The organism is Pseudomonas sp. LAP_36 (genome assembly GCF_019456785.1).
Classification (GTDB): Bacteria; Pseudomonadota; Gammaproteobacteria; order Pseudomonadales; family Pseudomonadaceae; genus Aquipseudomonas; species Aquipseudomonas tritici.
The window spans coordinates 699091-717661 of the sequence record NZ_JAHZMS010000003.1 but is presented as its reverse complement, the minus strand read 5'-3'; the positions used below and the strand labels follow the sequence as shown (position 1 = coordinate 717661).

The 18571-nt window shown below is 60.1% G+C and carries 21 protein-coding genes; 9 read left to right on the top strand and 12 right to left on the bottom strand.

The features are described 5' to 3' along the window. Positions 1–58: 58 nt before the first annotated feature. Positions 59–1102: an aminopeptidase gene (locus JBO08_RS14380; protein WP_065891271.1), complete on the bottom strand. Its 1044-nt coding sequence runs from the start codon at positions 1100–1102 to the stop codon at positions 59–61. Between the two features lie 142 nt (positions 1103–1244). On the opposite strand from JBO08_RS14380, the gene JBO08_RS14375 reads away from it, so the two are divergent. Then, positions 1245–1667, top strand: a complete 423-nt coding sequence (locus tag JBO08_RS14375; protein WP_065875610.1) for a hypothetical protein — start codon at positions 1245–1247, stop codon at positions 1665–1667. Here the strand turns inward: JBO08_RS14375 and JBO08_RS14370 are convergent, their stop codons facing one another. Beyond that, positions 1668–1907: a DUF1161 domain-containing protein gene (locus JBO08_RS14370; RefSeq protein WP_049710774.1), complete on the bottom strand. Its 240-nt coding sequence runs from the start codon at positions 1905–1907 to the stop codon at positions 1668–1670. Positions 1908–2062: 155 nt separating this feature from the next. Then, positions 2063–2494, bottom strand: a complete 432-nt coding sequence (locus JBO08_RS14365) for an OsmC family protein (RefSeq protein WP_065875609.1) — start codon at positions 2492–2494, stop codon at positions 2063–2065. A 217-nt stretch (positions 2495–2711) separates the two neighbouring features. Here JBO08_RS14365 and JBO08_RS14360 point away from each other — a divergent pair, with 217 nt between their 5' ends. Next, positions 2712–3713 carry an LLM class flavin-dependent oxidoreductase gene (locus JBO08_RS14360; RefSeq protein ID WP_065875608.1) on the top strand — a complete coding sequence of 334 codons (1002 nt, stop codon included), beginning with the start codon at positions 2712–2714 and terminating at the stop codon, positions 3711–3713. 59 nt (positions 3714–3772) lie between these two features. Here JBO08_RS14360 and JBO08_RS14355 read toward each other — a convergent pair whose 3' ends face one another. Together JBO08_RS14355 and JBO08_RS14350 are read right to left on the bottom strand one after the other, a co-directional pair. Beyond that, positions 3773–3997 carry a DUF1161 domain-containing protein gene (locus JBO08_RS14355; RefSeq protein WP_049710777.1) on the bottom strand — a complete coding sequence of 75 codons (225 nt, stop codon included), beginning with the start codon at positions 3995–3997 and terminating at the stop codon, positions 3773–3775. Between the two features lie 113 nt (positions 3998–4110). After that, positions 4111–4326, bottom strand: coding sequence for a dodecin (locus JBO08_RS14350; protein ID WP_049710778.1), 216 nt, complete (start codon positions 4324–4326; stop codon positions 4111–4113). A 155-nt stretch (positions 4327–4481) separates the two neighbouring features. Here JBO08_RS14350 and JBO08_RS14345 point away from each other — a divergent pair, with 155 nt between their 5' ends. Next, complete coding sequence (locus JBO08_RS14345) at positions 4482–4808, top strand: YqjD family protein (protein ID WP_032885107.1); 327 nt, start codon at positions 4482–4484, stop codon at positions 4806–4808. 11 nt (positions 4809–4819) lie between these two features. Here the strand turns inward: JBO08_RS14345 and JBO08_RS14340 are convergent, their stop codons facing one another. Beyond that, a complete protein-coding gene (locus tag JBO08_RS14340) occupies positions 4820–5716 on the bottom strand; it encodes a LysR family transcriptional regulator (protein ID WP_065875672.1) in 897 nt (298 codons plus the stop codon). A 110-nt stretch (positions 5717–5826) separates the two neighbouring features. Here JBO08_RS14340 and trpB point away from each other — a divergent pair, with 110 nt between their 5' ends. The 4 genes from trpB (at position 5827) to JBO08_RS14320 (ending at position 10285) form a co-directional block, all read left to right on the top strand. After that, complete coding sequence (gene trpB / locus JBO08_RS14335; RefSeq protein WP_220074640.1) at positions 5827–7068, top strand: tryptophan synthase subunit beta; 1242 nt, start codon at positions 5827–5829, stop codon at positions 7066–7068. Next, positions 7068–7877 carry a tryptophan synthase subunit alpha gene (gene trpA, locus JBO08_RS14330; RefSeq protein ID WP_065880353.1) on the top strand — a complete coding sequence of 270 codons (810 nt, stop codon included), beginning with the start codon at positions 7068–7070 and terminating at the stop codon, positions 7875–7877. Before trpB ends, trpA begins: the two co-directional genes overlap by 1 nt. A 136-nt stretch (positions 7878–8013) precedes the next feature. Continuing rightward, positions 8014–8454, top strand: coding sequence for an anti-virulence regulator CigR family protein (locus tag JBO08_RS14325; RefSeq protein WP_065875605.1), 441 nt, complete (start codon positions 8014–8016; stop codon positions 8452–8454). Positions 8455–8626: 172 nt separating this feature from the next. Beyond that, the gene (locus tag JBO08_RS14320; protein ID WP_065875604.1) at positions 8627–10285 is read left to right on the top strand and encodes a BBE domain-containing protein; all 1659 of its coding nucleotides are present in this window, start codon (positions 8627–8629) and stop codon (positions 10283–10285) included. 37 nt (positions 10286–10322) lie between these two features. Here the strand turns inward: JBO08_RS14320 and JBO08_RS14315 are convergent, their stop codons facing one another. The 6 genes from JBO08_RS14315 to JBO08_RS14290 form a co-directional block, all read right to left on the bottom strand. Beyond that, complete coding sequence (locus JBO08_RS14315; RefSeq protein ID WP_065875603.1) at positions 10323–11627, bottom strand: MFS transporter; 1305 nt, start codon at positions 11625–11627, stop codon at positions 10323–10325. Positions 11628–11741: 114 nt separating this feature from the next. Next, positions 11742–12890 (bottom strand): galactonate dehydratase, encoded by a 1149-nt coding sequence (gene dgoD / locus JBO08_RS14310; protein WP_012721479.1) that lies wholly within the window; start codon positions 12888–12890, stop codon positions 11742–11744. A gap of 48 nt (positions 12891–12938) precedes the next feature. After that, the gene (locus tag JBO08_RS14305; RefSeq protein ID WP_065875602.1) at positions 12939–13559 is read right to left on the bottom strand and encodes a 2-dehydro-3-deoxy-6-phosphogalactonate aldolase; all 621 of its coding nucleotides are present in this window, start codon (positions 13557–13559) and stop codon (positions 12939–12941) included. Between the two features lies 1 nt (position 13560). After that, a complete protein-coding gene (locus tag JBO08_RS14300) occupies positions 13561–14520 on the bottom strand; it encodes a 2-dehydro-3-deoxygalactonokinase (RefSeq protein ID WP_220074641.1) in 960 nt (319 codons plus the stop codon). Between the two features lie 96 nt (positions 14521–14616). Then, positions 14617–14946, bottom strand: coding sequence for a DOPA 4,5-dioxygenase family protein (locus tag JBO08_RS14295; protein ID WP_065875600.1), 330 nt, complete (start codon positions 14944–14946; stop codon positions 14617–14619). A 31-nt stretch (positions 14947–14977) separates the two neighbouring features. Then, entirely contained in the window at positions 14978–15928 is a 951-nt protein-coding gene (locus tag JBO08_RS14290; protein WP_065875599.1) for a choline sulfate utilization transcriptional regulator, read from the bottom strand. A 103-nt stretch (positions 15929–16031) separates the two neighbouring features. On the opposite strand from JBO08_RS14290, the gene betC reads away from it, so the two are divergent. Together betC and choX are read left to right on the top strand one after the other, a co-directional pair. After that, positions 16032–17546, top strand: coding sequence for a choline-sulfatase (betC, locus tag JBO08_RS14285; protein WP_220074642.1), 1515 nt, complete (start codon positions 16032–16034; stop codon positions 17544–17546). Positions 17547–17564: 18 nt separating this feature from the next. Beyond that, positions 17565–18479: a choline ABC transporter substrate-binding protein gene (gene choX / locus JBO08_RS14280; RefSeq protein WP_220074643.1), complete on the top strand. Its 915-nt coding sequence runs from the start codon at positions 17565–17567 to the stop codon at positions 18477–18479. Positions 18480–18571: the final 92 nt, after the last annotated feature.

The window sequence follows — 18571 nt, the reverse complement described above, 5'->3', positions numbered from 1 at the left end:
CGCATTCTCATGCTGGAAATCGGTCTATTGTGGGAGCTGGCTTGCCTGCGATGAGGCCCTAAAGCCCAACACCTTCCAACTGTTTCAACGCTGCTCTACGCTGCTCCACCGGCAACCCGCCCATCTTCTCCACCGCCGCATAAAACCTCACCCAATCCCCACCCTCCTGCGCAAACAACGCCGCAAACGCCGGTACCCACCTGTCATACAACCCAAACGGCAACAGCCGCGCATTGTTCATCGGCTGGTTGATCCAGGCGTCATACCGCTTATCACCGCCCCACTGGCTATCGCGCAATTGTCGGTAATCACTGCGCAAGCGCTCGAACTGCGCGGCCTTGGCCTGGCGCATCACGTCGGCCGCCAAGGGCTTGGCGTAGAGCGCTTCCAGGCGTTTACGGGTGTCGAGAATCAGGCGGATAAATTGGTCGCGCTGCTGCAGTGATGCGTTGCTAAGCGGTGCCAAACCTCGCGCGGCTCGCCATTGGCGAGTGCCTTCCTGCTCAACGAACGTGGCAAACGACTCATTGAACTCGGTGTCGTCCTTCACATAGAAGCGCTGGTGCGCCAGCTCATGAAAAATCAGCGTGGCCAGGCGTTCATCGCCCCAATTCATCATCGAATTCATGATCGGGTCGTTGAACCAACCCAGCGTGGAGTAAGCCTCGACGCCGCCAATCGACACATCCATGCCCCGCTGCTTCAACAACGCCGCCTCGCCCCGCGCCGCGCCCTGGTTGTAGTAGCCGCGATAGGCCACGCAACCGGCAATGGGGAAGCAATGGGTTTCAGGTGAAAGGGAAAATTCTTGCGTGGCGAAGACATTCCAGACCACATAAGGCCGGCCGATATCGGCGTACAGCCGGTAACTCTGGTTGTCAGGCAGGCGCAGATGTTCACTGGCGAACGTTCGCGCTTTTTGTGATTGTGCCAGGTGCTCGCGCAGCAGCGGTGGGCGGAAAGGGTCGGCGATAACCTGCGCCACTGGCTCCCGGGCCCGCAGCAATTGCCACTGGCCACTCGCCAATTGGCTGTAATAGCTCACGCTCGAGCAGCCGCTGAGCACCACCACCATCAGCCCTGGAAGAAAACGCCTGACCATGCCCCGACCGCTCCTGGGAAATCTGCCCGCCAGACTATCGCGCCTGCGTGGAATTTTTCCATGGCATGACGTGTTTATACTCATAGGGAGTCTGTTGCCGTCGGCGCCAGGCTTAATTCTCTCATCCCGTTGAGTGCCTGCCATGCGTCAGCTCTTGCTTCCCGTCGCCGCCCTGTTCCTCAGTGCCTGCACCACAACCCCTGTGCCACCGGCAGACCCGCAACAGGCCTGGGTCGATTTCACGACGCCGACGCCGGGGTCCAGGCTGGTGATGGCACAGCGTTTGGACGGTAAGAACCTGAATGATGGGCGTTACTTCCAAATGCCGCCCGGCAGTCACGAATTAATGGTGCGCTTCGATTTTGAAGTGCCCGCAGGCGGTGGCCTGGGCGGACTCAGCTCGATGATGTATCGCACCTGCTTCATGACCCTGCAATACGACCACTTCCAGGCTGGCCAACGCTATGTGCTGGAAGGGCGCTCGCTGGCCTTCACACCTAATATCCGGCTGTATGACTCGGCACGTCAGTTGCTCGCGGAAGAACGCAGCGTCAACTGCATCTGATCAGTCGTTGTTCTTCTGGTAGACGATACGCTTGGTACCGTTTTCGCACGAACCGACAAGCATGGCGCTGTCGTGATTCTTGGCTTCTTCGGCGGTAATGATTTCCAGGGTGTAGGAGGGAATAGCCTTGGCCTGGATCTTTACCTCGATCTCTTTCCTGAGCTCTTCACAATCTTTCGGAGCGGCCACAGCCGATGTGGCCAATACACCGCAGATGATCGCCAAGGCAAAACGTTTCATGTGTGAAGCTCCCTGAATGCATTGCGCACGAGTGTGCGGCTAAGGCTGCAATGGCTATAGGACCACATTTGTGAAACACGAGTTCTGATTTAACGCATAACTAAGTGTGGGAGCTGGCTCCCACACACGCCAGCTCCCACATTGGATCTGCTGTGTCAGTTAACCAGCGTGCCATCCAGGGTGATGGTCGCATTCAACACCTTGGACACCGGGCATCCTTCCTTGGCCTTCTTGCTCAGCTCATCGAACTGCGCCTGGCTCGCGCCTGGGATCTTGGCCTTGAGGGTCAAGTGCACGGCGGTGATCGCAAAACCACCCTCGACCTGATCCAGCGTGACGTCAGCCTGGGTGTCGATGCTGTCAGCCTTGAGCCCGGCGTCGCCGAGAATCATGGAAAACGCCATGGAGAAACAGCCAGCGTGGGCCGCGCCAATCAATTCTTCAGGGTTGGTGCCTTTGCCGCCTTCGAAACGGGCCTTGAAGCCGTAAGGTGCTTCACGCAATACGCCGGTCTCCGTAGAAATGGAACCCAGGCCAGTCTTCAGGTCACCTTCCCAATGCGCGGATGCTTTTTTAACGATACTCATAGCGGTCTCCTCGAACGGTGGTTTTGCTTCAGTAAGGGTTCTGAGGATAGTTGGCGTGGCAAAGTTCATCTTGTCGGAGAAACCTAGTAATTTAGTAGGAAATTTCCATTCCGCTATTGAATCTCGGGTATATGCCCTCATTGCATAGACCATGCACATGAAGCGGCAGGTTTTGGTTCGTCTAAGAAGCCTGCGCCCCCATTGGAGAAGCAGGCTTATGAAATCGCTGTCCGACGTAAAATTCTCGACCCTTGACCTCGTGCCCGTGCGCGCCAACGGCAGCCCGGCGCAGGCGCTGCGTAATTCCCTGGACCTGGCCCAGCATGTGGAAAAGTTTGGCTATAACCGTTTCTGGGTGGCCGAACACCACAACATGGACGGCATCGCCAGCTCTGCCACCTCGGTATTGCTGGGTTACCTGGCCGGCGGCACCTCGACCATCCGCGTCGGTTCCGGCGGTGTCATGCTGCCCAACCACGCGCCGTTGGTGATCGCTGAACAGTTCGGCACCCTGGAAAGCCTCTACCCCGGCCGTATCGACCTGGGCCTGGGCCGCGCACCCGGCTCCGACCAAATGACCGCCCGCGCCCTGCGCCGTGAGCGTTCCGGCAGCGCGGATGATTTTCCGGACGATGTGGCCGAACTGATGGCCTACCTGGGCCCACGTACGCCTGATCAACGGGTTATTGCGGTGCCCGGCAGCGGCACCAATGTGCCGGTCTGGTTACTGGGTTCCAGCCTGTTCAGCGCCCAACTGGCGGGCGAGCGCGGTTTGCCCTACGCCTTCGCCTCGCATTTCGCACCGCGTTTGATGCATGAAGCGATTCGCGTCTACCGCAACCACTTCAAGCCTTCAGCCGTGCTGGACAAACCCTACGTGATGCTCGGTATTCCGCTGGTCGCCGCAGACACTGATGAGCAGGCCGACTACCTGGCCACCTCGGTGTACCAACGCATCCTTGCATTGATGCGCGGCCAGAGCCTGGTGCAGCGCCCGCCGGTGAACACCATGGACGGCCTGTGGCTGCCCCATGAAAAAGACGCGGTCGGCAGCTTCCTGGGCCTGGCGATGGTTGGCGGCCCGGCGAAGATCCGCGCCAAGCTGGAGGTGTTGATCGAGCAGACCGGCGCCGATGAGCTGATTTTTACCAGCGACCTGTACGAACATGCTGACCGGATTCATTCCTATGAGCTGCTCGCGCAAGTCATGAAAGGCTAAACCCGAGGCGAAAAAAAACCGACGCACTCGCGTCGGTTTTTTATGTCTGGAGCACGAGATTAACCGCGCTTGTAGACGATTTCCTTGGTACCGCCTTCGCAGCTGCCGACCACTTGAGCGTCGGTAGAAGCGCCTTTATCCACCACTTCGAGCGAATAACCTGAAGCGCCCTTGGCGTCGATTTTCGCTGCGATTTCGCTTTTCAGCTCTTCGCATGGCTTGCCCGCCGCCAGGGCTGTACCTGCAATGCTCAACAGACCGACTGCTAACAGAAACTTCTTCATCCGTTACTTCCTTACGCTGATCGAATAGAACGTGCCGACGCTGTCGCATCGGCACCCCAACGTTGTAGCGCAGGTTATGGCAATCGGCCAGTCAGCAAGTTCAACTCACAGGATCAACTGCTGGCAATTCGGAACCCTACCTTGAGCGTGACCTGATAGTGCGCGACCTTGCCATTCTCGATATGGCCGCGGGTTTCAGTCACCTCAAACCATTCCAGATGCTTGATGCTCTTGTTGGCTTCAGCCACCGCGTTGTTGATGGCGTCTTCGATGCTGGTGGTGGACGAACCCACCAATTCGACTTTCTTGTACGTGTGATGATCAGACATGGCGTTTCTCCTGAGGTCTCTAGTGAGCGTAGCAGTCAATGTTCCTACTGCTTCTGGCGACGATTCGTCCTCGAAAGTTCAGATTTACTGCACTTTTTGAATAGGCCGCAGTCGGTATCTACACACGCCACTCAATCACTTCAGGAGATGTCCACATGGCCAACACTTCTTTACGCAAAGCGTCACTGGAAAGCATGGAAGCCGAGATTTCGAGCCTGCTCAAGTCCCTTGAGAGCCTCAAGGACGATGCGTCCGACGAGTCGCGCAAAACGTTGAAGGCCCTGAAAAGCAATGCCGAGAATGCCCTCAAGCACTCCCGTCATCTGATCAGCGATGCCTACGAAGAAAGCAAAGTCAAAATCCGCGAAACCAGCGTTGCTACCCGTGACTACGCGCAAGAGCACCCATGGACCACAGCCGGCGTTGCTGTCGGCGCACTGGGTCTGCTGGCAGCCTATCTGCTGTGCAAACGTGGTGACTGATTTTTTACCCGCTAATCAGCCTGGCGCAACAGCTCAACCTTGAGCCACTGCGCCAGTTGCCCGGCGCGCCCGTCTGCGGCGCGCTTGGGTAGCCACAACGCCAGGTGCGCCGGGGTTTCACTGAACCCCCACGGCGCCACCAGGCGACCCGCCCGCAAATCCTCTGCTACCAGCGGTTCCGGCGCAATCGCCACACCCAGCCCTGCCACCGCCGCCTCCAGCAAATAATATAAATGCTCAAAACCCTGGCCGTGCTTCAACGCGCCCGGCTTGATGCCGTGTTGCTGCGCCCAGCTGGGCCAGGCTTGCGGGCGCGATGTGGTGTGCAGCAACGCTTCATCGCACAACGCAGCGGCGGGTGCCTCGCGCAACCGCTCGTAACCGGCAAAACGCGGGCTCATCACCGGGCCGATGCGTTCGCTGGCCAGTTCATACACCTGCATATCCGCCGGCCAAGGCGGTTCGGCGAACACCAGCAGCGCATCCAGGCCGGGGCGGCGAGGATCAAGATCACCGTCACCTGCCGACAGGTGCAGGCGCAGATCCGGCAAGTCCGCATTCAAGCGACCCAGGCGCGGGATCAACCAACGCGCCAGCAGGCTGCCTGAACAGCCAAGCACGAAGGGCGCGTCAGCGCTGGCCTGGGTCAGCTCTGCACATGCATCCCTTAATCGCTCAAAGGCTTCGGCGCTGGCATCCCGTAGCCGCACGCCGGAATCTGTGAGTTTAAGGCCGCGCCCATCCTTGACGAACAAGCTGACACCCAGGTGTTCCTCCAACACCTTCAACTGCCGACTGACGGCGCCGTGGGTCACGTGCAATTGTTCGGCTGCTTGGCTGACGCTGTTCAGCCGCGCGGTGGCTTCAAACGCGCGAAGGGCATTGAGGGGTGGAAGGTCTCGGCTCATCTGTGAGTTTTCCTGACAGGTTACGGCGATCTTATCGGTTTTCAGCATAGGCCGTCAGGGGTAGAGTGGCCCTCATTGTTTCTCATACCGATTCTTTCCTGGAGCGTCCCATGACTCAGTCCCAGACCGATCTACGCAACGGCCCTGACGCCAGCGGCCTGTTTGGCGCGTTCGGCGGCCGTTACGTTGCTGAAACCCTGATGCCGTTGATCCTCGACCTGGCCCGCGAATACGAAGCGGCCAAGATTGATCCGGCATTCAATGAGGAATTGGCCTACTTCCAGCGCGACTACGTCGGGCGCCCGAGCCCACTGTATTTCGCCGAACGCCTGACCGAGTTCTGCGGCGGCGCCAAGATCTACCTCAAGCGCGAAGAGCTGAACCACACCGGCGCGCACAAGATCAACAACTGCATTGGCCAGATCCTCCTGGCGCGGCGCATGGGTAAAAAACGCATCATCGCCGAGACCGGCGCCGGCATGCACGGCGTGGCCACTGCCACCGTAGCCGCGCGTTTTGGCCTGCAATGCGTGATCTACATGGGCACCACCGACATTGAGCGCCAACAGGCCAACGTGTTCCGCATGAAGCTGCTGGGCGCTGAAGTGATCCCGGTGGTGGCCGGTACCGGCACCCTGAAAGACGCAATGAACGAAGCCCTGCGTGACTGGGTGACCAACGTTGAAGACACTTTCTACCTGATCGGCACCGTGGCCGGCCCACACCCGTACCCGGCGATGGTGCGCGACTTCCAGGCCGTGATCGGCAAGGAAACCCGTACCCAGCTGCAAGCCCAGGAAGGCCGCCTGCCGGACAGCCTGGTCGCATGCATCGGCGGTGGCTCCAACGCCATGGGCCTGTTCCACCCGTTCCTGGATGACACCAGCGTCGAAATCATCGGCGTGGAAGCCGCCGGCCACGGCATCGAAACCGGCAAGCATGCCGCCAGCCTCAACGGCGGCGTGCCGGGCGTGCTGCACGGCAACCGCACCTTCCTGTTGCAGGACGACGACGGCCAGATCATCGACGCCCACTCGATCTCAGCCGGCCTGGACTACCCTGGCATCGGCCCTGAACACGCCTGGTTGCACGATATCGGCCGCGTCCAGTACACCTCGGTGACCGACGATGAAGCCCTCGATGCGTTCCACAAATGCTGCCGCCTGGAAGGGATCATTCCTGCACTGGAAAGCGCCCACGCCCTGGCCGAAGTGTTCAAACGCGCACCGACCCTGCCGAAGGATCACCTGATGGTGGTCAACCTGTCCGGCCGTGGCGACAAAGACATGCAGACCGTCATGCACCATATGGAAAACTCTCTACAAGAGCCAGCCAAGCAGGAGAAACACTGATGAGCCGCCTGCAAACTCGCTTTGCCCAACTCAAAGAACAAAACCGCGCTGCCCTGGTGACCTTCGTTACCGCCGGCGACCCTGGCTATGACACCTCGCTGGCCATCCTCAAAGGCTTGCCCGCCGCTGGCGCCGACGTGATCGAGCTGGGCATGCCCTTCACCGACCCGATGGCCGACGGCCCGGCGATTCAGTTGGCTAACATCCGTGCGCTGGAAGCCAAGCAGAACCTGGTAAAAACCCTGCAGATGGTCCGCGAGTTCCGCAAGGACAACAACGACACGCCGCTGGTGTTGATGGGCTACTTCAACCCGATCCACAAATACGGTGTGCCGCAGTTCATCGCCGACGCCAAGGAAGCCGGTGTGGATGGCCTGATCGTCGTCGACATGCCGCCTGAGCATAACGGCGAACTGTGCGACCCGGCCCAGGCCGCCGGTATCGACTTTATCCGCCTGACCACGCCGACCACCGATGACGTGCGCCTGCCGACCGTCCTCAACGGCAGCTCCGGCTTTGTGTACTACGTGTCGGTAGCCGGTGTGACCGGTGCTGGCGCCGCTACCCTGGAGCACGTCGAAGAAGCCGTGACTCGCCTGCGTCGGCATACCGACCTGCCGATCAGCATTGGTTTCGGTATCCGCACCCCGGAACAAGCCGCCGCGATCGCGCGCTTGGCGGACGGTGTGGTGGTGGGTTCGGCGCTGATCGATCACATCGCCAATGCCAGCAATGACCAACAAGCCATCGACGGCGTGTTGACCCTCTGCGCGGCGCTGTCGGAAGGCGTACGTAACGCCCGTAAGTAAAGGCCCCGTAACCAGTAGGTAAAGTTCCTGATACAGAGGAATCAACCCGCTCGGGCACAGCCTAAACAGCAAGACCAAGGGATTTCGAACCTCGTTCGAGATCCCTTTTTTGTGTGTGTGCCCTGAGGAATACCCGATGAAAATGCCCAAATCCGTGATTGCAGGCCTTGGCGTGCTGGTGCTCGGCGCCAGCGCCCTGGTGCAGGCCGCGCCGTACGACCAAGGCGGCCCTGACCGTGGCGGTCCACCAGGCCAGCACGAACAACGTGGCGACGAGCATCGCGGCCCGCAGGACAACCGTCGCGGCGGCCCACCCCAGGATTTCGGCCCGGTGCGGCAGATCATCCACGACAATCACGGCCAGTTCTCCCGTGGCGCACCGCCACCGCCGAATGTGCGCCTGGTGCGTGGCCAGCCGTTGCCGCGTGGCTACTACGGCGAACGCCTTGACGGCCGTGCCCTGGCACGCCTGCCGGTGTACCCGGGTTACGAATGGCGCCGCTCCGGGCCGGATGTGGTGCTGATCGCCGTGGGCACGGGCGTCGTTTATGAAATCCTGGATGGCGTGTTGAACTGACCACGCGACAGCTGCATTTCTTCCGCTAGGCTTGGAGGGGAACACACCGTTCCCCTCTTAACCCACTTCATGCCTATTGCCGTCTAACCACCTCTGCAAGCCACGTATTTCTTGCCTCTCGGTCGTTAAGTTATTCGCATCAGAAGTCATCTTTGGCTCCCCGGAGTACAACATGGCATTTGATCTCATCACCGCATCGGACCGCCGCCACTCAACCTTACAAAAAGGCTTCAACCTGCGCTGGCCACTGGGCAATGTGCAGGGTCAATCCGCACCTAATGGCGCCGACCTGATTTACCTTTGTTACACCCCGCAGGACATCATCGCCGCAGCCGCTCAGGCGCTGGCGGTGCCCAATGGCCGGATCACCGTGCGCAGCGGCGGTCATTGCTATGAAGGTTTCGTGTCGAACAAGATGCCCAACAGCATCAATGAGGCACTGTCGATTCTGGATATCAGCCAACTCAACCAAGTGCTGTACGACGCCAACGGGCAGATCCGCTCCGACCTGGTACCCACCTCACCTCATCGCTACAGCTTTCGCCTGGAAGCGGGCGGCCAGAACTGGGACGCCTACGTAGCGCTGTACAAATTGGCTAACAAGAGCCTGCCCGGCGGCTCGTGTTACTCGGTCGGGCTGGGAGGCCATATCTGCGGGGGCGGCTATGGGTTGCTGTCGCGCAAGGATGGTTTGGTGTGCGACTGGTTGAGCGGTGTCGATATGCTCGTGCCAAACGCCCAAGGCGACGGCCTGATACCGGTGCATGTAGCCCGCAATAGCACAGATCAGGACGAGCTGGATCTGTTTGCCGCGTGCTGCGGCGCAGGCGGCGGGCAGTTCGGGATTATCACCAGCTACTACTTCGAAGACTTGCCTGACGCCCCCAATGAAGTGCTGTGGCTGGTGATGGAGTGGGACTGGTCGCTGCTGACCAAGCCAGCGCTCGACAACCTGCTGACGGCTTATCAGGACTGGTTTGCCCGCAACCAAGCCCACCCAGACACCTGGGGCCTGGCGACCAAGTTGGAAATGCGCCATCAGAACACCGGCAATGTCACCCTGGATGTTCATTATGTGGACAAGGATGGCGGGCTGAATGATCGGGCAGCCTTCGATGATTTCGTGACCGCCATGCTCAATGCCATCGGCATTCCCGCCACCGAATGCCTCAGCCAACTACCCACGACCCACCTGCCACGCAGCAACCCGGCAGGGCGCACGATCAACTCACTGTCGACGGCGCTGGCGGCCACACGTCAAATGGATTGGCTGCATTGCCAGCAGACACTCAACGGGTCCGGGCCCAACCAGCGTGGCCGGTATAAGTCGGCTTACCAGACAGGCGTGTTCACCCCAACGGTGCTGCAGGCGATCTGGGACACGCTGACGTGGAATGACTCTGAGAAATTTCTGACTCAAAGCCTGATCCAGATCCAGTCGTTCGGTGGGCAGATCAATGAAGCCAGCGCCGCAGTCCGCCGTGAATCATCAGTCGCGCAGCGCTCGTCGTACTTGAAGTGGCAACCACAGTGCTATTGGCGTGATGAAGAGATCGCGGCGGATCAAGCACATGAGAAGTGGATCCAAGGGTTGTTTTTCGCAGCCTTCGCCAATGACAGTGGCGTTCCGGTCAATGCCCAATTCCAGGGGTGCTACATCAATTACCCGGACCGCGACATGCTGTTTATTGGCGGTGACCCAAGCAAGGGCCTGAACCCGCAGTGGTACAAGATCTTCTTCCCTGACCTCATGATCGAAAGCCGCCTGCGCCGCACCAAACAGCGCTGGGACCCGCTGAATGTGTTCCGCAACGAAATGTCTGTGCCATGACCCAGGGCAGAGGGCGACCGCGAGGTCGCCCATTTTTTTACAACTCGATCCGCTCGACCTTGCCGACCAGCAAGATGTAGGACAGCGCCCCAAGCAACGCCAGCACCGCGATATAGGTAATCGCTGGCGCAAACGAATCACCGCTGGCCAGAAAGCCAATCACGATCGGCGTGGCAATCGCCGACAGGTTGCCGATGAAGTTGAACACACCACCGGTCAAACCCAGCAACCGTGCAGGCGCGAGAGTCGAGACCAGCGACCAGGTGATCGACGCCAGGCCATTACCAAAGAACGCCACCGCCAGGAACGCAATCACCCACGCGGTCGAGTCCACATAGTTGGCGCCGATGATCGCCGTGGAAATCAGCAAACCGCCAATGATCGGCAGCTTGCGTGCAAAACCCACCGACGCGCCGCGACGAATCAACCAGTCGGAAAAAAGCCCGGAACACAGCACACCGACAAACGCCGCAAGGAACGGCAGCGATGCCAGCAGGCCGGACTTGATGAAGTCCATGCCGCGATACTTCACCAAATAGGTCGGGAACCACGTCAGGAAAAACCACAGTGTGGAGTTGAGGCAGAACTGCCCCAGGTAGATCCCCCAGAGTTTGCGCTTGCTCAACACGATGCCCAGGTCGACCCAACTGAACGGCGCCTTGACGGTTTTTTCCTGCATGTCGACCAGCCCGCCGCCTTCACGGATCAGCTCGATTTCCGCAGCGTTCGCGCCTTTGAAATCCTTGGGCTCGCGGTACACCGCGTACCAGATCACCGCCCACACAATCCCCACGCCACCGGTCGCCACAAACACCATGTGCCAGCCAAACGCATGCTGCAGCCAAGCCAGTACCGGCGTGAGAAATGCCAGCCCGACAAACTGGCCCGAGGTGTAGACGCCAATCGCCGTGGCGCGCTCACGCTCGGGAAACCAGGTGGTGACCACACGGCTGTTGATCGGATAGGCCGGCGCTTCCAGCGCGCCCACCGCCATGCGCAGCACGAACAACGCGATAAAGCTGGCGGCGAAGCCGAGCATTACGGTGGCGATGGACCACAACAGCAGTGCTGCGGTGTAGAGGATGCGCGGTGGCACGCGATCGACCAGCCAGCCACCGGGGATTTGCATGGCGGCGTAAGTCCAGCCGAAGGCGGAGAAGATCAGGCCGACGTGCACCGGGTCGATCCCCAGTTCACTGGTCAGCGCCGGGGCGGCGATCGACAGGTTGCTGCGGTCGAGGTAATTGATCACCACGGTGATGAATAACAGCACCATGATGAAAAAACGCTTTCTGGTAGGCGTGACTAAAGACGCCTGCCCGGTGAAGGATTCAGGGTGCATGAGGGGGTGCCTCTTCTTATGTTTATTGAGGACAAATCTTGCTGAAAGAACCCGGTCAATGTGGGAGCAGGCACGCCAGCGCCCACATTTTGAATGGGTTTCTTCAGAGAACTATCACCACTCGGCAAAGCTGCCGTCGGCATGGCGCCAGATCGGGTTGCGCCAGCGATGGCCGATGGCCGCGCGTTCGATCACGTATTCCTCGTTGATCTCGATACCCAGGCCCGGTCCGTTAGGGATTTTCACGAAGCCTTTGTCGTAATCAAATACACGCGGGTCCTTCACATAGTCGAGCAAGTCGTTGCTCTCGTTGTAGTGAATGCCCAGGCTTTGTTCCTGGATAAACGCGTTGTAGCAAACCGCGTCCAGTTGCAGGCAAGCCGCCAAGGCAATCGGGCCCAGCGGGCAGTGCAGGGCCAGGGCCACGTCGTAGGCTTCGGCCATGTTGGCGATCTTGCGGGTTTCGGTGATGCCGCCGGCGTGGGAGGCGTCCGGCTGGATGATGTCGACGTAGCCTTCGCTGAGCACGCGCTTGAAGTCCCAGCGCGAGAACAGGCGCTCGCCCAGGGCAATCGGGGTGCTGGTCAACGGTGCCAGCTCCTTGAGGGCTTCGTAGTTTTCGCTGAGCACTGGCTCTTCGATAAACATCAGTTTGTACGGGTCCAGTTCTTTCATCAGCACCTTGGCCATGGGCTTGTGCACCCGGCCATGGAAGTCGACGCCAATGCCGACGTTCGGGCCGACCGCATCACGCACGGCGGCGACGTTGGCCAAAGCCAGGTCGACTTTTTCGAAGCTGTCGACGAACTGCAATTCTTCGGTACCGTTCATTTTCACCGCAGTGAAGCCACGGGCCACGGCTTCCTGGGCAGCACGAGCGGTGTCGGCCGGGCGGTCGCCGCCGATCCACGAGTACACGCGGATCTTGTCACGTACCTGGCCACCGAGCAGGTCGCTGACCGACACGCCAAGAGCCTTGCCCTTGATGTCCCACAGCGCCTGGTCGATACCGGCGAGGGCGCTCATGTGCACGGCGCCGCCGCGGTAGAAACCCCCGCGATAGAGCACGGTCCAGATGTCTTCGATGTTGCGTGGGTCTTTGCCGATCAGGTAGTCGGACAGTTCTTCGACGGCAGCCGCCACGGTGTGGGCGCGGCCCTCGACTACGGGCTCACCCCAGCCGGTCACACCCTGGTCGGTCTCGACCTTGAGGAAGCACCAGCGCGGCGGGACGATAAAGGTCGTCAGTTTGGTGATTTTCATCTGTTATCTCTCTTATAGATGCGGCGCCTGTGGGCGCGAAACTTGAATTCAGTTCAGGGCTTTCCAGGCGGCGACATAAGCCTGGGCGCGGCTCGCTACCTGATCCACTGTCATGCCCGGTTTGAACAACCCGGAACCCAGCCCGAAGCCTTTGGCGCCGGCGTCGATAAACACCTGCATGTTGTCCGGGGTGATGCCACCCACCGGCAGCAACAACGTGCCTGCCGGCAATACCGCCAGCCACGCCTTGATCACCGACGGGCCCATTTGCTCGGCCGGAAACAACTTCAACACATCGGCACCTTCGGCCAGTGCGGCGAAGGCTTCGGTGGGCGTTGCTACACCCGGTGAAAGGAACAGGCCCGCTGCTTTGGCGGCGCGCAATACCTTGGCATCGCTGTGGGGCATCACGATCACCTGGCCACCAGCGGCTTTCACCTGCTCGACCTGCTCAGGCAGCAACACCGTACCGGCACCGATCAGGCAATCGGCGGGCAGGCTGTCGCGCAGGGTGCGGATGCTGGTGTAAGGGTCGGGCGAATTCAGCGGGACTTCGATCACCCGAAATCCGGCCTCGTACAGCACCTGGCCAACGGCCTTGGCTTCGTCCGGGCGGATACCGCGCAGGATGGCGATCAAACCGTTTTGCGCGAGTGCTTGCTTGAGCATGTCAGGCCTCCGATACAGGTTGAGTGAGCCCAGCCGCCACTGCCAGTTGCCACAGGCCGCGTTCGCTGGCTTCCTGCGCCAGGCTGACGTGGGCGAAGCCGCAGAGGGCGAGGGCGCGTTGATAGCGGGCGCAGAGTGGCGCGGCACCGACCAGAATGATCGGCGTGTGTTTGGCCTTGCCGGGCAAGCCGGCGAGTTCATGGCCGATGAGCAAACCCGAGAGGTAATCGGGCTGTTCGTCGGGGGCGAGTTCGGCGGTGAGCCCAAGGGTGCGCGCGCTGAACAAGGTGGACAGCACGCCGCGCTGGCCGTCTTTGGAGAGCGCCACTTGCACGCCTCGGTCAAACGCTTCGGCTTGGAATATTTCAGACGGTTGCTGGGTACGGCCGAGGATGCTGTGCTTGCTCAGTACTGCAAACAGCTCACCGGTCATGAAGGTGTCGAAGTGAGTGATGCAGCCATCGACCACCTCGACCCACTTGGAATGGCTGCCGGGCAGGCCGATCAATACATCGGCGCCCAACCCTTGCAGCACGCCCAATACTTGGGTTTCTTCGCCGCGCATCACGTTGGGCAAACCGTTTTGCTCGATCACACCGGGCACGATATGCACATCAACCCCGCGCAGGCTGCGCACCTTATGCAGCGCCTGGCCCAAGCGGGCGACGTCGACGGGCGTATTGCGATAAGCCGCTTCGCTCCAACCCTGGGCGCTGCCGACCATACCGCAGGCGATCACCGGGAGGTCGGGTTGCGCCTCAAGCCAATCCCCGCACGCCGCATCGAACGCCAACTCGAAGCCATCGCTGCAATGCACACCGGCAATGTCGCGGGGCTCACTGGGCAAATGCATGATGCCCCACGCCAGCGAGCGCTGTTCCAGCACCACGCCTGCGGGGCCGAGTTTATAAGCACGAAGGGAACTGGTTCCCCAATCGAGCGCGATCAATTGCGCCTGCATCGCTTCACCTGAGTTCTGAGCGGATGCAGCGAATATAAACCTACGCGCGAGGAAGTCTCAATATATAAATATCAATCCCATATTTAGGGATAGCATTTAAGAAAAAGCTGACAAGTTCAGTTCCCGCATGGCCCCCATCCAGATGGCATAGTCGGTGTGATCTTTCAGGTCATCGCCGGTATCCGGGTGCAGGAACACCACCAGCCCATTGCGATGGATGACCAGCCACGGCAACACCACGCCAATGTATTCGGCGTCGAACGCGAGCTGGCAGCTCCAGTCCGGGTGCGGGCCCACGGGCCGTTCGTGCACACGGCCCATGCGCAGCGGGAAAAGCTTGGCGGCGTCTTCGCACAAGGTGCGCGCCTGCTCAATGGTGCTGGCGTCAAAGTAGATATGGGCGTGATAGCCCTTGATACGTTGCATGACCGACTCCGGATCCAATGTGCGCCAAATCCTAGACCGCAATGGACGGCAGGGCCAGCCCGGTCAGCGACTGCGCGCTGCTGGCCTGCTCGGCCACCAGCCAGTCGACAAACCGCTCCACCAGCTGCCCCCGGCGTTTGCGTTGGGGCTGCACCACGTAATAGCCGAAACGCGAGATGACGGTGTCGCTGAGCGGTCGGCACAGCCAGTTCTGCTCCAACAGGTTATCCACCAGATGGCGCCAACCGATGGCCAGACCCTGGCCGGCAATCGCGGCCTGGATCAGCAGCGTGTAGTTGTCGAAGCGCAGTTGGCCGGGCGTGGGCGCCGTGGCGATGCCCAGTTCGCGAAACACGCCGCTCCAGTCGAACCACTGGCTGTTATTTTCCTGGCGCAGGTGCAGCAAGGGGAAATCGTGCAAATTTTGTACAGTCAGCGGTGTGGCCTGGTCCTTCAGCCACTGCGGGCTGCACACCGGGAACACTTCCTCGTTGAACAACCACAGGCTGTCGCCCTGCTTGAAACGCCCGTCGCCAAACAGCACCGCCACATCGATATCGCTGCGCAGGGTGGCGTGGTTGCGTTCGCTGGTCACCAGGCTCACATCCACCTGGGGGTTGGCTGCGTGAAAGCGATGCAAACGCGGCATCAGCCAATAGGCGGCGAAAGCGAAGTCGGTGGCCACTTGCAGCACTTCGTGCTGATCCTGCTCGGTGATCGCACTGAGGCCCGCGTTGATGGCCTGCAAACCGCCCTGCACATGCTCGAACAACAGGGCACCGGCGTCGGTCAGTTCGATACCCCGGTAGATCCGATCAAACAAACGGATCGCCAGTTGCTCTTCCAGGCGCTTGATCTGCTGGCTGATGGCCGGTTGGGTGGTGCCCAGCTCCATCGCGGCGGCGGTAAAGCTGCGGTGGCGCGCTGCGGCTTCGAAGGCGCGCAGCAAATCGAGGGACACGTCACCGAGGGCTTCATACATAAGCTGTGCTTATCCTAGACATTGCTTTTCATGGGCTTTACCCCAATTTCCATGGGCTGCATGCTCATTCGCATAAACACCGCCTATGGAATGCCGAGAACCCATGAAGCGCAAGAACATTCTTTTTATCATGGCCGATCAAATGGCCGCGCCGTTGCTTCCGTTCTACGGTTCTTCGCCTATCAAGCTGCCTAATCTAAGCCGCCTCGCTGCGCAGGGCGTGGTGTTCGACGCGGCGTACTGCAACAGCCCGCTGTGCGCACCGTCGCGTTTCACCCTGGTCAGTGGCCAGTTGCCGAGCAAGATCGGCGCCTACGACAACGCCGCCGATTTCCCCGCCGATGTACCGACCTATGCCCACTACCTGCGTCGCCTCGGCTACCGCACGGCTTTGTCGGGCAAGATGCACTTCTGCGGGCCAGACCAACTGCACGGTTATGAAGAACGCCTGACCAGCGATATTTACCCCGCCGACTACGGTTGGGCGGTGAACTGGGACGAGCCGGACGTACGACCCACTTGGTATCACAACATGTCCTCGGTGCTGCAAGCCGGCCCGTGCGTGCGCACCAACCAGCTGGATTTCGACGAAGAAGTGGTGTTCAAGGCGCAGCAATACCTGTTCGATCACATCCGCGAGGACGGCGACCAGCCGTTCTGCTTGACCGTGTCGATGACTCACCCACACGATCCGTACACGATTCCCAAGCCATTCTGGGACCTGTACGACGACGCCGACATCCCGTTGCCTGCGACACCCGCGCAAGGTGATCTCGACCCGCACTCCCAGCGCCTGCTCAAGGTCTACGACCTGTGGGACAAGCCGCTGCCTCTGGATAAGATCCGTGATGCCCGCCGTGCCTACTTCGGCGCGTGCAGCTACATCGACAACAATGTCGGCAAGCTCCTGCAAACGCTGGAAGACACCGGCCTGACTGACGACACGATCATCATCTTCTCCGGCGACCACGGCGACATGCTTGGCGAGCGCGGCCTCTGGTACAAAATGCACTGGTTTGAAATGGCTGCCCGCGTGCCGCTGCTGGTCAGTGCGCCGGGGCAATTCGCGCCGGGCCGCGTAACCCAAGCCGTCTCAACCGCCGACCTGCTGCCAACCCTGGTGGAACTGGCCGGCGGCGAGCTTGACCCGCGCCTGCCGCTGGACGGCCGCTCGCTGGTCCCGCACTTGCAAGGGCAGGGCGGGCACGACGAAGTGTTTGGCGAATACATGGCCGAAGGCACTATCAGCCCGCTGATGATGATTCGTCGGGGTGCCTACAAATTCATCTACAGCGAAGACGACCCTTGTCTACTGTTCGATGTACACAACGACCCGCACGAGCGGGAGAACCTCAGCCAGTCACCGGAACACCGGCCACTGTTCGAGGCGTTTTTGAGTGAGGCGCGGGCCAAATGGGACATCCCGGCGATCCACCAACAGGTGCTCGCCAGCCAACGCCGCCGCCGCCTGGTGTTTGAAGCACTGACCCAAGGCAAGCTGAAGAGCTGGGATCACCAGCCATGGGTAGACGCCAGTCAGCAGTACATGCGCAACCACATCGACCTCGACGACCTGGAGCGCAAGGCACGTTATCCACAACCCTGCCAAAACCAATAAATAGACTGAGGGAAGGCCATGCAAAAGTTGACTGTAGTGCTGGGTATGTTGGTGTTGAGTAGCGCCAATGTGTACGCGGACGCCAGTTGCGAGACCGTGAAGATGGCTGATCCGGGCTGGAGCGATATCGCCGCCACCAATGCCATCACCGGTTTTTTGCTGACGGGCATGGGCTATAAGGCCAAGGTCGACACCCTCGCGGTGCCAATCACTTTTGGTGGGCTCAAGGACGGCCAGGTGGATGTGTTCCTGGGCAATTGGATGCCGGCGCAGCAGGGCTTTTACGACAAATTCGTGGCCAATGGCGATGTGGTGCAACTGGCGAAAAACCTCGAGGGCACCGAGTTCACCCTCGCCGTGCCCGACTACGTATGGGACGCCGGGGTGCATGACTTTGCCGACCTGAACACGTTTGCGGACAAGTTCGACAAGAAAATCTATGGCATCGGCTCCGGTGCGCCGGCGAATATCTCGCTGCAGGAGATCATCAAGAAGAACGACTTCGATCTCGGCCAGTGGAAGCTGGTGGAGTCCAGCGAACAGGCGATGCTTGCCGAAGTCTCGCGGGCCGTTAAGAAGCAGAAATTCGTCACCTTCCTTGGCTGGACGCCACACCCGATGAACGTGCAATTGAAAATGCACTACCTCAAAGGAGGCGAGAAATACTTTGGCGACACTGGCAGCGTGTACACCCTGACCCGCAAGGGTTACGCACAGGCCTGTCCGAACGTAGGCAAATTGCTGACCAACCTGAGTTTTACCCAGGAGATGGAGAACAGCATCATGGCTGAGGTGGCCAACAACAAGGTCAGCAATGCGGATGCGGCGAAAGCGTGGATCAGGGCGAATCCGGCGGTGCTGGATAAATGGCTGGACGGCGTAAAAACCCTGGATGGCAAGGATGCGTTGGCGGCGGTAAAAGCCAAACTCTAAAGCCCAACACCAATCCCTTGTGGAAGCTGGCTTGCCAGCTTCCACAAGATCCGGTGTGTACTGATACCCTGAGCCAAACCTTTTCTACCCGA

Bases quoted from the DNA above. Each gene is read 5' to 3' on its own strand.
- JBO08_RS14380 (WP_065891271.1), bottom strand. From the start codon at position 1,102: ATGGTCAGGCGTTTTCTTCCAGGGCTGATGGTGGTGGTGCTCAGCGGC.
- JBO08_RS14375 (WP_065875610.1), top strand. From the start codon at position 1,245: ATGCGTCAGCTCTTGCTTCCCGTCGCCGCCCTGTTCCTCAGTGCCTGC.
- JBO08_RS14370 (WP_049710774.1), bottom strand. From the start codon at position 1,907: ATGAAACGTTTTGCCTTGGCGATCATCTGCGGTGTATTGGCCACATCG.
- JBO08_RS14365 (WP_065875609.1), bottom strand. From the start codon at position 2,494: ATGAGTATCGTTAAAAAAGCATCCGCGCATTGGGAAGGTGACCTGAAG.
- JBO08_RS14360 (WP_065875608.1), top strand. From the start codon at position 2,712: ATGAAATCGCTGTCCGACGTAAAATTCTCGACCCTTGACCTCGTGCCC.
- JBO08_RS14355 (WP_049710777.1), bottom strand. From the start codon at position 3,997: ATGAAGAAGTTTCTGTTAGCAGTCGGTCTGTTGAGCATTGCAGGTACA.
- JBO08_RS14350 (WP_049710778.1), bottom strand. From the start codon at position 4,326: ATGTCTGATCATCACACGTACAAGAAAGTCGAATTGGTGGGTTCGTCC.
- JBO08_RS14345 (WP_032885107.1), top strand. From the start codon at position 4,482: ATGGCCAACACTTCTTTACGCAAAGCGTCACTGGAAAGCATGGAAGCC.
- JBO08_RS14340 (WP_065875672.1), bottom strand. From the start codon at position 5,716: ATGAGCCGAGACCTTCCACCCCTCAATGCCCTTCGCGCGTTTGAAGCC.
- trpB (WP_220074640.1), top strand. From the start codon at position 5,827: ATGACTCAGTCCCAGACCGATCTACGCAACGGCCCTGACGCCAGCGGC.
- trpA (WP_065880353.1), top strand. From the start codon at position 7,068: ATGAGCCGCCTGCAAACTCGCTTTGCCCAACTCAAAGAACAAAACCGC.
- JBO08_RS14325 (WP_065875605.1), top strand. From the start codon at position 8,014: ATGAAAATGCCCAAATCCGTGATTGCAGGCCTTGGCGTGCTGGTGCTC.
- JBO08_RS14320 (WP_065875604.1), top strand. From the start codon at position 8,627: ATGGCATTTGATCTCATCACCGCATCGGACCGCCGCCACTCAACCTTA.
- JBO08_RS14315 (WP_065875603.1), bottom strand. From the start codon at position 11,627: ATGCACCCTGAATCCTTCACCGGGCAGGCGTCTTTAGTCACGCCTACC.
- dgoD (WP_012721479.1), bottom strand. From the start codon at position 12,890: ATGAAAATCACCAAACTGACGACCTTTATCGTCCCGCCGCGCTGGTGC.
- JBO08_RS14305 (WP_065875602.1), bottom strand. From the start codon at position 13,559: ATGCTCAAGCAAGCACTCGCGCAAAACGGTTTGATCGCCATCCTGCGC.
- JBO08_RS14300 (WP_220074641.1), bottom strand. From the start codon at position 14,520: ATGCAGGCGCAATTGATCGCGCTCGATTGGGGAACCAGTTCCCTTCGT.
- JBO08_RS14295 (WP_065875600.1), bottom strand. From the start codon at position 14,946: ATGCAACGTATCAAGGGCTATCACGCCCATATCTACTTTGACGCCAGC.
- JBO08_RS14290 (WP_065875599.1), bottom strand. From the start codon at position 15,928: ATGTATGAAGCCCTCGGTGACGTGTCCCTCGATTTGCTGCGCGCCTTC.
- betC (WP_220074642.1), top strand. From the start codon at position 16,032: ATGAAGCGCAAGAACATTCTTTTTATCATGGCCGATCAAATGGCCGCG.
- choX (WP_220074643.1), top strand. From the start codon at position 17,565: ATGCAAAAGTTGACTGTAGTGCTGGGTATGTTGGTGTTGAGTAGCGCC.